The following is a 12,442-nucleotide window of genomic DNA, read 5'->3' as shown; positions in this document are numbered from 1 at the left end:
TTTACTCCTTAATTTGGTTAACAGCGTTGTCAAAATCAGTTTTAGTAATGGAAAACATTTCTAAACGTTTGTGTAGTTGTTTCCCATTAACATAACCAATTTTCAAAATATCACAAAGTTGCGTACGGCGTGTCTTCGCATATGGATCATTTATCACTCTAGCGTCTTTTAAATCGGCTAGGGTAATTTCCCCCGCAGCATCGTCACTAGCAGTGTAAACGTTCATTAGCGCTTCTCTGATGGTTTCCACACTCGCATGTTCAACCCCCAGTGAACCGTCACTTTTAGTTGGTACTGATTTCTTGCGATCAACAAAGGCATGTTTGGCATTAGGTACCGCTTGGGTAATAATCTTGCGAATTCGTTCCCCGTTAAAATCAGGGTCAGTAAACACAATCACACCCCGTTGTTGGTCTAGTTTTTTTATTAATGCAATCGTGTCATCATCAATCGCTGATCCTCTTGTCTCAATTGTGTCACAATCGACTGCTTGTTTGATTCTTTTGGTATCGTCGCGGCCTTCGACCACGATTACTTCTTTAATCTTATCCATTAATCTTCCAATCCAAAAATTCTCAATGCATTTTGATATGTCATCTCGGCGATTTTATCTGGAGTAGTATCGCGGAAACGAGCGACAGCTTCTACGGTGTATAAAGTAAAACCTGGTTCATTTTGGTGACCACGTAATGGTTCCGGCGCTAAGTAAGGGGCATCGGTTTCCACTAGCATTTTATCACTTGGCGTCTTTTCGACCGCATCATGAATTTCCTTGGTCTTTTTAAAACTAGCTACACCTGAATAGGAAACATACATCCCTAAATCAATGAACTTATTTAACCATTCAGCATCCCCATTAAAACTGTGAATAATTCCGTTATTAACTCCACACTCTTTTAAAATGGCGTAAGTATCTTCAAACGCATCACGGTTATGCACAGAAATTGGTAAATTCATTTCTTGAGCAATTTTAATTTGACGTTTAAACACATTAAATTGTGCTGCTTTAGGGGCTTGGTCTTGATAATAATCTAAACCAATTTCACCTAAACCAATGACCTTTTCATCAGCTAATTGTTGATGTAAGATAACTTCTTCTTCGTCATTATAATTTAGTGCTTCTTCGGGGTGAAAACCTACGATTGCATATAAATTATCGTATTGATGAGCTAATTGAATTGCCTCTTCGTTCATAGCACGGTTAGAACCGACAATTGCCATCTTAGTAACACCTAATTTGGCAGCATGATCGATATATGCTTGGACGTTATCACGAAACGCGTCATCATTTAAATGAGTATGGGAATCAAAAATTTGCATTATTCTACTCCTATTCCGTAAAAATAGCCATCAATTCAATAGAATCAATGGCTATCTTGATTTATGACTATACCATTATTCCAAAGTGGCTCCGTTTTCGAATTGGCTACCAATTGTTACTAGTTCAATACTACCGTCATCATGTTCAACAGACAATAGCATTCCTTGGCTTAATTGGCCACGCATCTTTCGAGGTTTCAAGTTGGAAACAATGATTACTTTTTTACCGACTAATTCAGTATATTCTGGGTACCACTTGGCAATTCCAGATAGAATTTGAGTGGTTTCAGTTTTACCAGCGTCTAAAGTGAACTTCAATAGCTTGTCGGCACCTTCAACGGTTTCAACATTCTTCACTTCAGCTACCTTTAGTTCTACCTTTTCAAAAGTATCGAATTTGATTTCTTTCTTATCAGCAGCACTTTCAGCGCCATCTTCAGCTACTTGAGCTTGTTTCTTAGCTTCTTCTTTCGCTGCACGACCCTTTTGTTTGTCAGACTTAGTCATTTGGTTCTTGATAAAGTCGACTTCTTCTTCCTTGTCTAAACGAGGGAAGATGGGAGTTCCCTTTTCAACAACCTTAACACCCGTTGGTAGATCCTTGATTGAAATGTTAGTTAAGTCCAATTGTTGGTCGTTTAGTCCTAATTGAGCAAAAATTTGTTGAGGTGCTTTCGTCATAATTGGGCTAATTAATAGACCGATTACACGTAAACTAGCTGCTAAATGAGCCATTACATCAGCTAATTTTTCGGCATCATCATCATTTTCAAGTTTTGCTAATACCCATGGGGTAGTTTGATCAATGTACTTGTTAGTTTGTGATACTAATTGCCATACAGAAGCTAAGGCATCTGAGAAACGAGATTCCTCCATCTTAGTCTTGTATTCAGCAATTACTTCATCACTTAGAGTTTCTAGTTCTTTATCAGCATCTAAGAAGCCTGGTTTGAATTCAGGAATTACTCCACCTTCGTACTTATTAATCATTGAAACAGTTCTATTTAATAAGTTCCCTAAGTCATTCGCTAAATCGTAGTTGATACGATCAACGAAGTCTTCTGGAGTAAAGATTCCATCATTACCAAATGGTACTGCTTTTAGTAAGTAGTAACGAACAGCATCTAAACCGTAACGGTCTGCTAGTACTTCTGGATAAATAACATTCCCCTTAGACTTAGACATCTTACCGTCTTTCATGGTTAACCAACCGTGACCAATCACATGTTTTGGTAATGGTAATCCTAATGCATGTAATATGATTGGCCAGTAAATAGTATGGAAACGAACAATTTCTTTTCCAACCATTTGGATATCTGCAGGCCAGAACTTCTTAAATAATGAATCATCATCAGTGTCGTAACCTAGTGCAGTAATATAGTTAGATAACGCATCAATCCACACGTATACAACGTGTTCTGGATCTGATTTAACTGGTACTCCCCAGTTAAATGAAGTTCTAGAAACGGCTAGGTCTTCTAGTCCAGGTTTGATGAAGTTATTAATCATTTCGTTCATTCTTGATTCTGGTTGAATAAAATCAGGATGTTGCTTGTAGTAATCTAACAACCAATCAGCATACTTGCTCATCTTGAAGAAGTATGACTTTTCGTTTACTAGTTCCACTTCATGTCCAGATGGAGCTTTTCCACCAATCACATTACCATTATCGTCTTTGTAAACTTCTGCTAGTTGTGATTCAGTAAAGTATTCTTCATCAGATACTGAATACCAACCACTGTATTCACCTAGGTAAATGTCTCCTTGGTCTAGTAGTTGTTGGAAGATTTTTTGCACCACTTCTCTATGTTGTTGATCAGTAGTACGGATAAACTTATCGTTAGAAATATCTAAAGTCTTCCATAAATCCTTAATTTGTGCAGCCATTTGGTCCACATAAGCTTGTGGAGTCATCTTTAGACTTTCTGCTTTTTCTTCGATTTTTAATCCATGTTCATCTGTCCCTGTTAAGAAAAACACATCGTATCCTTCTGCACGTTTATAGCGGGCTAGTGCATCACACGCAATAGTAGTGTATGAATTCCCAATGTGTAAACGTCCAGATGGGTAATAGATTGGCGTTGTAACATAAAATGTTTTGTTATCTGCCATTTTTATCATCCTTTCAACCAGTAATCTTAATATTAATTAATAGTATATCATAATTAATTTAGCAATTATATTGATGTTAAAACAAATCTAATTGCATCGGTGCTAAATCGTTAAACGAAACGTGCAGTAATTCTTGTAGTTGTAGTGCATTTGGCGCTGCATCCCTACCCGAATTATTGTTGAAAATAACACATACTTCCTCCACTTGTTGATTTAACTCTTGCACCGTTTTAGCGAATGCTTGTAGTTCTTCTTTGCTGTAATTATAAAGTGTTCTTTGGCTTCGCCAGTTCTTATCCTGGTTAAACCAACCTTGTGCATTCCGTCCATGCAGCCTTAAAAACGCTAGTTTATTGGTTGATACTAGTGGTAAGAATTCAACCCCATTATTGACGTTATGTGGTTCATCGGCAATCACAAAGGTAATCCCGAGGCGTTTTAAATAATCATCCATCGATTGACGTAGACTAACTTCTGTCCAACTGGGATTGCGAAATTCTACCGCAATTGGTGTTTTTGGTCCCATCAATTGACGGATTTCCATTAAGTAGCGAATGTTTTCATTACTTCTTTCAAAATATGGCGGGAATTGAAATAAAATCGTCTTCAACTGATTAGTTGCTAAAAGCGGTTGAATCATCTTTCGATAATCGCTAAATACTTTTTTTCTTTCATCATCATCGGCCGCCAAATTCGAACGCATGTCATGCTTCGTCATTAGTTGATTGGCTTTTAAAATGAATTGAAACGAGTCTGGAACTTGACGCATCCATTGTTGCACTGTCTTGGTTTGTGGGATTCCGTAAAACGGATTATCGACTTCGACCACTGGAAAATGAGCAGCGTATTCGTTTAACTTCACTGGTCGTTCTTCTCCATTAATCAGTGCTGGATGTTCACTCCAAGTAGTCACACCTAAAGTTATCATTTCCTCATCTGCTTTCTAACAATTTAAGTCGTTAAAGAATTCAGTCGCATCCCCTTGAATCATTTCAAAATCGATGCCTAAATTCAAACGTTCTTGATTGACCGCAATCACTTTCGCATTTGGATTACGATAATCGAGTAACCCTGCAAACGGATAAACACGCATTGAAGTTCCGACAATCACGACTAAATCGGCTTGTTGCATTAAATCAATGCTATCGACGATATTCTTTTGATTTAAACCTTCATCGTATAAAACAATCCCCGGTCTAAGTCGTCCACCACAATCATTGTGTACATCACTTTGCATGTATTCATGCCAATCAACTGATTGATGACACTTTTGGCAAATTACATTGTATAAAGTACCGTGAAACTCTATTAAGTTCTCAGTCCCACAGACTGAATATAACCCATCAACGTTTTGTGTGATCACACTCGCCTTACCTTGTTGGGTTAACTGTGCTTGTTTTTGATGAATAATGTTGGGCTTCGCATTTGGATAATACATATTTTCTTTTACAAAAGTGTAAAAGACTTCTGGTTCATTCACTAAGCAAGAATGGCTTAAGTAATACTCTGCTGGTTTCCCAGTCGTATCAGTCGCATACAAGCCGTTTTTCGAACGGTAATCTGGAATCTTAGAAGCTGTTGAAACCCCTGCTCCAGTTAGAAATACAATATGTTTAGCTTCATCAAATAATAATTGAATTTTACTATCCAAAACAATCCCTCCCTCAAAAACTATTTTCTAATGATGTATGGCATCTTTAGTTCTTTAAATAGGTCTTTAACAGTCATTGCGTATAACTTCTTAAAGTATTCAGGACTATCATCCATTCCGGTGGGTGCTGGAATTACAAATGAATTTTGATCATCAGACTTATTAAATCCAACGTATGCACGACGGTTAGTTTCCTTATCGTGTAATTCTGAATGGAAGATTTCAAATTGTTGTTTAACGTTTAAGTTCAATTGACGTTCTGAAACAACACTAGAAATAGTAGCGTATTCATTGTTGTGTAGTGCTGGTAAGCCCCACTTAGCTAGTTGTTCATCAAATACTCTGAATAACTTAACTACGTTTCTTCTGAAACCAAATGGTGAATCAGTTGGCTTTTCAGTAATAATATCGTAAATCTTGTCAGCTGCAGCAAGTGCAGTTGGGTAATCCTTTTCTAAAGTCTTACGAGCTAGTTGATCAAACTTGTCGCCGAAGAAGACACGCGCGTCAATTAAAGTTAATAGACGTAATTCCATTTCATTATCTAATTCTTCTGGTTCTGGCTTGATAGTGTTTTGAATTCCCTTTAGATACATTTGTTCGATTTCATCATCGATTAAACCGTGTTTGCGTTGTTCTGATACGACAACGAAATGAGCGATGATGTCGAATAATTCAGTTCCCATTACTTCTAGTTGTTCATCTAATTCATCTTGACCGGTTGATAAAGTGAAGAAGATTTGTGGGAAACCACGAAGGGTCATTAATAAATGAATCAATTCGTGAGATGCGGTGTAGTTTGGTGCTGACATATCTGAGATTTGGACATATAGGTTCTTACCATCTTGAACCACTTGAGCTTGATCATGACGTACATATCCTGATTGCAATTGACCGATAAATTGTACTTCGATTGTTCCTGGGAAGAACTTATTAACCACGTTAATTAAACTTTGGGTGTCTTGATTTAATTCGATTTCCATATTTATTCACCTTCATTATTTCTAATTAATTTTAAGATTTTTTCTGCTGACGCTAAATCAGCTTGATGTTGTTCTTTTAGTTGTTGAACCACTTGGCGAACTTCATCTTCAGTTGCACCAGCAGTGATTGCTAGTGAGTTAAGTTGTAGTCCCATGTGGCCTTTTTGAATTCCTTCTGAAACGAGTGCTTTTAAGGCAGCTAGGTTTTGGGCTAATCCAATTGCTGCTACCACTTCGCTAAGTTCTTCTTTAGAACTGACTTTGGCAATTTGTTGATTGATTTTAACTTTATCAAACACCTTGGTAGCTCCACCAATGAATCCTAATGACAATGGAATCGTTAGTTTACCTACTAACTTATCACCGTCAATTTGCCAATCTGACAAACCACGGTATTGACCATTTTGACTAGCAAATGAATGAACGCCAGCTTCCACTGCCCGCCAGTCATTCCCCATTGCCATAACAACGGCATCAATTCCGTTCATAATCCCCTTGTTATGCGTTGCTGCACGATAAGGATCAATTTGGGCTATGTGGGAAGCTGCTACAATTTGGTTCGCAACAGTTTCCCCATCAATTCCAGCCGTCGCTAGTTTAGTAACTGGTACAACCCCTTGCACTTGGACTAAACTGTCTTCACCGTAATTAGAAAGGATACTCATTAAAATGGTACCCTCAATATTATCAGTGATAAAAGCAGCTAGTGCTTCTAGCATGGTGTTCATCATGTTCGCACCCATTGCCTCACCTACATTGACGAATAAATCAATTGAGCAATACGTTGCATCTAGTTGGCGGACACGTACTTCTTTCGCACCTCCACCGTATTTTAATATTGAGGGATGGGCTTGATTAGCCACTTCAATCATCTTATCAAAATGAGTATTTACAAAACCTGTTAATAGATTAACGTTATCCGTCTTAACAACGATTTGTCCCATTAAGTTATGTCCTAATACTTTGGCTTCAATGCCGTCACCACGACTTAATAAGCGGGAACCATTACTAGCAGCCGCAATCACTGAAGGTTCTTCAGTCACCATCGGAACTACCTTTTCATCCCCATTAACCACTAAATTAACCGCCACGCCTTCTGGAAGAGCATAATCAGTTAAATAGTTTTCAATTAGATGATCATTTCTTTTTTGGTAGTCTGATGTTAATTGTACTTGTTGGTCTTTTGATAATTGAGCGAATTCACTAACTAAGTCGGTTCGTTCTTGATAATCACGATGATAAAAATGCTTAAATGTGCCCATTGATTTCTCTCCTATTCAATGATCATGATAACACGCATGCTTCAATTTAGATTTAAAGAGGTTTTCAATCCCGTTAAGGATTAAAAACCTGATTAATAGTGTCGATAATGTTTCTTTAGATATTCAGCTATTAATCCTTCACGTACGCCACCTTCAGAGAAAACGATTCTTCTAGAATCGATTTCATCGATGACAGTAATTAATGGTAGTAGCCCACCTAAGATAATATCTGCACGTTCATTTTCTAATCCGTGAATTTCTTTTCGATTGTGTAAATTCTTTCTTAATAACAATTCATAGGTTCCCATGACTTGTCGTTGATTTAAATGATAACCATTTAAATTATCTGAATTTGAAAAGTGTTGGTAGCTGCGGTTAATTCTCGCAAGACTGCGTGCAGCCCCACCTAATACAACTAATTGATAATGGTCCGCTTTTTTCAACCATGGAACACGATGAATATTTTCCTTTAAGAAACGTTGGGCGTTAAATAAGTCTGCAGCGTGAACAGAATTATTTAGTTTAAAACGTTCTGAAATATTAACCGCTCCGATTGGTAAACTGATTAAATCGCGGCGTTTCTTGCCTTGGACACGCACTAGCTCAATACTAGCCCCCCCAATATCCATTACCATATAATCATTCATTTTAATCTTATTAACGACACCTAAATAGTCATAATAAGCTTCTTCTCGACCTGAGAGAACACGAATGTCTAATCCAACCTTCTTGCGTACTTTTCTGATAAAGGCCTTTTGATTTTCTGCTTGACGAACAGCAGCGGTCGCAATTGTGATTACAGTTGTATTATTCATTACACTATAAATGCGTTTAAACGATTTTAACGCATTGATTGTCCGATTAATTGCAACCGGTTGTAACATCTTCTCTTTACCCATTCCCTCTGAAAGTCGGCTATCGCTTTTACTACGTTTTATTTCAACACAGTATCCATCACTTTCAATTCGGTAAATAGACATTCGAGCAGAATTAGAACCGATGTCAACAATTACTAAGTTTTCCATCCGATTCACCCTAAACTATAAAATAATTTGCATTACTTGAAGTAGTTGATACCAATAGCATCTCTAACTTCGTCTAGAGTTTGGTTGGCTACCTTGCTAGCTTTTTCACTACCATCTTTTAGAATATCATAAACGCCTTGTGGATCCTTTTCAAATTCCATACGACGTTCTCTGATTGGTGCTAATTCGGCTTGTAGGACTTCGTTTAGATAACGTTTAATCTTCACGTCACCCAAACCACCATGTTCATATTGTGCCTTTAAGTCAGCCACTTTTTCTTTATCTTCAGCGAAGATATCTAGGTAAGTGAAAACAGTGTTTCCTTCGACTTGACCTGGGTCCTCAACATGAATATGGTTAGGATCAGTGTACATTGACATAACTTTCTTTTGGATAGTGTCTTCGTCATCTGATAAGTAGATACAGTTATTTAGTGATTTACTCATCTTAGCGTTACCATCTAAACCAGGAATACGTCCCATTCCCTTTGGTGGGAAGTAACCTTCTGGTTCAACTAAAACGTCTTTACCGTAGATACCGTTAATACTTCTCACGATTTCTCTAGTTTGTTCTAGCATTGGTTCTTGGTCTTCACCAACTGGAACTGTATCAGCCTTGAATGCTGTAATATCAGCTGCTTGGCTAACTGGGTAAATTAAGAAACCAGCTGGCACACTTTCACCGAATTTTTTTTGTTGAATTTCAGTTTTAACAGTTGGGTTTCTCATTAAACGATTAACTGAAACAATGTTTAAGTAGTGCATAGTTAATTCGTTTAAAGCATCGATTTGTGATTGAACTAAGATAGTTGACTTCTTAGGGTCAATTCCGACTGCTAAGTAATCAAGTGCTACTTGTAGAAGTGAATTTCTGATTTTTTCAGGATCACGCGCATTATCAGTCAATGCTTGCATGTCCGCAATCATGATATTAGTGTCATATTCTCCTGAATTTTGTAGTTGAACACGGTTCTTTAATGAACCAACGTAATGTCCAATGTGTAGTTTTCCTGTTGGTCTATCACCAGTTAAAATTACTTTTTTATCTGTCATTTTGAAACTTCCTTTCTAGAAAAAAAGCGTCCCACTGTTAAAAAACAATAGGACGCTTTAGCGCGGTACCACCTAACTTGCAAATGTAATTTCATTCGCCACTCTGCGATAAGGGTGCATTCCCATTATTCATCCATTTCGCTAGTCGTGATTACTTTCACTACATAATAATCTCTCTGTAAATGACATCGCTACTTACTTTAATATTACTTATATTTTACTGGATTTAATAGGGCATGTCAAAAAGGATATTAATTGACACAAGCCTAAAATCTCATTAGAATTGTAAAGCATAAATGAACGGATTTTGTGTTCGAGCGAGGAGGAAATAATGGGCAATAACGATTTAAATAATGAGCAAAAACGTGTCGATGAAGTTGTTGAAAAATTATACCATCGCATTGATACGACTCAAATTGAATACGATAAAGCACATAACGAAACAAAACGTGTTCAACAGAACTACGGTAATAATACCTCCGTTAACTACGTCGAAGTCGATGATAGAATTGAAACCTCTGCGGATTTACAACAACAAAGAGGATTAGTTAATAAAGTAGTCCAAAGCGAAGCCATCATTAAGAACCAACTAGAAACTTACAAAAAGCTAGCTGATTCGCCCTACTTTGGTCGTATTGATATTCAAGACGAGGATGAAGTGGATTCTGACAGTCTCTACATTGGAACTGCTTCATTCGTTGACGACGATGATAACTTTTTAGTTTATGATTGGCGTGCACCAATTTCTAGTATCTACTACAACGGAACGTTGGGAAAAGTTAAATATCAAACTCCTGCTGGAACCCAATCAACTGAATTAATCAAAAAGCGTCAATTCCAGATTAGTAATGCCCATATTGATAACATGTTTGATACCAATGAAACCGTTGGTGATGAAATGTTGCAAAATGTTTTAGGTCAACGACACGATGAAGTGATGCAAAACATTGTTTCCACAATTCAAAAAGAACAAAACGATATTATTCGCGATACCTATAATGACTTACTAGTTGTCCAAGGAGTTGCCGGCTCTGGTAAAACTTCTGCGATTCTTCAACGAATTGCCTTCTTGTTATATCACAGTAGAAGTTCACTAGAAGCCGATCAAATTATCTTGTTCTCACCGAACCGATTGTTCTCCCATTATATTTCAGATGTTTTACCTAGTTTAGGTGAACGCAATATGAGACAGGTAACATTACAAGAATTTATTGATCACCGATTAGAAGGAATTAAAGTCCAAAGTCTCTTTGATCAATACGAATTAGAAACTCAATATAGTGATGATGATAAAGCCATCCAATCTTTTAAACAAAGTCATGGTTATATGCAGCTAATTGAGAAATATATTCAAACCATATTGAATGAAGATATTGCCTTTCAAAGTATTTTAGTTGATGGAAATATTTTCTTTGACAAAGACGTAATCAGAAATATTTACGCTGAACAACCTAAGTTAATGAAACCAGCTGATAAATTCTTAAAAACGAAGAATCGTTTAATTGAAATTTTAAAGAAACGAATCGAAGTTGAAGTTTATAAACCATGGGTCGATGAAGAAATTGATCAACTTAGTTCAGAGCAATATCACGATTATATGACTGGTAAACAATTAGGTAGCTTCCAAGACCAAGATGATGAACGTTACTACATCGCTAAACAGATTGTTACTAAAAAATTCAGAAAAGTTTATGATGCGCTATACAATAATTCATTCTTTGACGCCTATCGTCAATATGAAAAATTCATGCAACAAGTATCATTATCAGAACAACTAAATGTCGACAAATGGAATCAAGATGAAAAAGACTTTGAAGATAAGCTAGAGTTACATCAAGTCCGTTTAGATGACGCTGCTCCCCTATTATATCTACGTGATTTAATGGTCGGTGGCGGTCAAAACCGTAAGATGCAATACCTATTTGTTGATGAAATGCAAGACTACTCAATTGCACAATTAATTTACATTAAGCATGCTTTCCCTGAAACCAAGATTAATTTAATTGGTGACAGTGAACAGGCATTGTTTAAGGAAGTCGAAGCACCACAAGCGTTATTGAATAAATTAAACGAAGCTTTTTCAACTAAGAAATCTCGTTTAGTAACATTAAATCGTTCCTATCGTTCGACTTATCCAATCACCAATTTTGCGAAGTCATTCTTACCTAATGGTGATGATATTGAAGCATTTAACCGTCCTGGTAAAAAACCAGAATTATTCATCAGACATAGTACTGAAGAAAGTCTGAATGCTTTAATTAACTGTGCTAAACAGGAATTAACTGAAGAAGGAACAGTCGCAATTGTTACTAAGAACTTAAAGCAAGCTAAGGATTTGCATCAACATATTTATAAACAATTAAATCCAACTCTACTAGCTGATACTGATAGATCATTACCTAAAGGGGTTATCGTAATGCCAATTTATTTAGCGAAAGGATTGGAATTTGATTCCGTAATTGCTTGGGACGTTTCTAAGGATAACTTTCCTAACAACCAATACATTGGAACTTTATATACGATTGCCACTCGTGCAATGCATCATTTAACATTAATTAGTAATGGACCAATTTCACCAATTATTGCGAATGCTAATATTCCAATTAATGAAGTCAAAATTGACCATCAACAATAATCAAAAAAGCCATCTTCATTTATGAAGGTGGCTTTTATTATTTATTCAATTATTATTAAGCCGTTTCCGGGATTTGAACCCGGGACCTCTTCCTTACCATGGAAACGCTCTACCTCCTGAGCTAAAACGGCATTATTAAGAAAAAAAGCCTTCGATTATTCATCGAAGACTTTTTTAGTTGCGCGGCAACTTCCTACCCTCGCAGAGGGCGATCCCTCAACTACTCTTGGCGTTTAGAAGCTTAACTTCTGTGTTCGGCATGGGAACAGGTGTATCCTTCTAGCTATCGCCACCACACTATTTATCTGAAAGAACTTCGTTCTCTCAAAACTAGATATTATTTATTTCTTCCGATTACTACCTTACTTGGTTAAGTCCTCGACCAATTAGTACTAGTCCGCT

10 protein-coding genes, 1 tRNA gene and 1 rRNA gene are annotated in these 12,442 nt (G+C 36.9%); 1 reads left to right on the top strand and 11 read right to left on the bottom strand.

All coding sequences use genetic code 11. The features are described from left to right. Position 1 precedes the first annotated feature (1 nt). From rnmV to trpS, 9 genes are all read right to left on the bottom strand, one after another. Positions 2 to 553 carry a ribonuclease M5 gene (gene rnmV, locus ABWU86_RS06115; RefSeq protein WP_293793570.1) on the bottom strand — a complete coding sequence of 184 codons (552 nt, stop codon included), beginning with the start codon at positions 551 to 553 and terminating at the stop codon, positions 2 to 4. Continuing rightward, positions 553 to 1,320: a TatD family hydrolase gene (locus ABWU86_RS06110; RefSeq protein WP_353322022.1), complete on the bottom strand. Its 768-nt coding sequence runs from the start codon at positions 1,318 to 1,320 to the stop codon at positions 553 to 555. The genes rnmV and ABWU86_RS06110 overlap by 1 nt, the downstream gene beginning before the upstream one ends. 75 nt (positions 1,321 to 1,395) lie before the next feature. Beyond that, positions 1,396 to 3,432, bottom strand: coding sequence for a methionine--tRNA ligase (metG, locus tag ABWU86_RS06105; protein WP_353322020.1), 2,037 nt, complete (start codon positions 3,430 to 3,432; stop codon positions 1,396 to 1,398). 76 nt (positions 3,433 to 3,508) lie between these two features. Then, positions 3,509 to 4,360 carry a DUF72 domain-containing protein gene (locus ABWU86_RS06100; RefSeq protein ID WP_293793566.1) on the bottom strand — a complete coding sequence of 284 codons (852 nt, stop codon included), beginning with the start codon at positions 4,358 to 4,360 and terminating at the stop codon, positions 3,509 to 3,511. 15 nt (positions 4,361 to 4,375) lie between these two features. Further along, entirely contained in the window at positions 4,376 to 5,083 is a 708-nt protein-coding gene (locus ABWU86_RS06095) for an NAD-dependent protein deacylase (RefSeq protein ID WP_353322017.1), read from the bottom strand. Between the two features lie 20 nt (positions 5,084 to 5,103). Next, positions 5,104 to 6,066: an IpaB/EvcA family protein gene (locus ABWU86_RS06090; protein ID WP_353322015.1), complete on the bottom strand. Its 963-nt coding sequence runs from the start codon at positions 6,064 to 6,066 to the stop codon at positions 5,104 to 5,106. A 2-nt stretch (positions 6,067 to 6,068) separates the two neighbouring features. After that, complete coding sequence (locus ABWU86_RS06085) at positions 6,069 to 7,328, bottom strand: hydroxymethylglutaryl-CoA reductase, degradative (protein WP_353322013.1); 1,260 nt, start codon at positions 7,326 to 7,328, stop codon at positions 6,069 to 6,071. Between the two features lie 92 nt (positions 7,329 to 7,420). After that, positions 7,421 to 8,353, bottom strand: a complete 933-nt coding sequence (locus ABWU86_RS06080; RefSeq protein ID WP_353322011.1) for a Ppx/GppA family phosphatase — start codon at positions 8,351 to 8,353, stop codon at positions 7,421 to 7,423. Between the two features lie 32 nt (positions 8,354 to 8,385). Continuing rightward, positions 8,386 to 9,405: a tryptophan--tRNA ligase gene (gene trpS, locus ABWU86_RS06075; protein ID WP_293793558.1), complete on the bottom strand. Its 1,020-nt coding sequence runs from the start codon at positions 9,403 to 9,405 to the stop codon at positions 8,386 to 8,388. 331 nt (positions 9,406 to 9,736) lie between these two features. Here trpS and helD point away from each other — a divergent pair, with 331 nt between their 5' ends. Next, positions 9,737 to 12,040, top strand: a complete 2,304-nt coding sequence (gene helD, locus ABWU86_RS06070) for an RNA polymerase recycling motor HelD (protein ID WP_353322008.1) — start codon at positions 9,737 to 9,739, stop codon at positions 12,038 to 12,040. A gap of 58 nt (positions 12,041 to 12,098) precedes the next feature. Here helD and ABWU86_RS06065 read toward each other — a convergent pair. Beyond that, positions 12,099 to 12,171 (bottom strand) — tRNA-Thr (locus ABWU86_RS06065). 49 nt (positions 12,172 to 12,220) lie between these two features. After that, positions 12,221 to 12,337 (bottom strand): 5S ribosomal RNA (rrf, locus tag ABWU86_RS06060). Positions 12,338 to 12,442: the final 105 nt, after the last annotated feature.

It is taken from the genome of Apilactobacillus pseudapinorum (assembly GCF_040369555.1).
Classification (GTDB): Bacteria; Bacillota; Bacilli; order Lactobacillales; family Lactobacillaceae; genus Apilactobacillus.
Note: the sequence above shows the minus strand (reverse complement) of the source record. Positions and strands in the feature narration are given on the sequence as shown.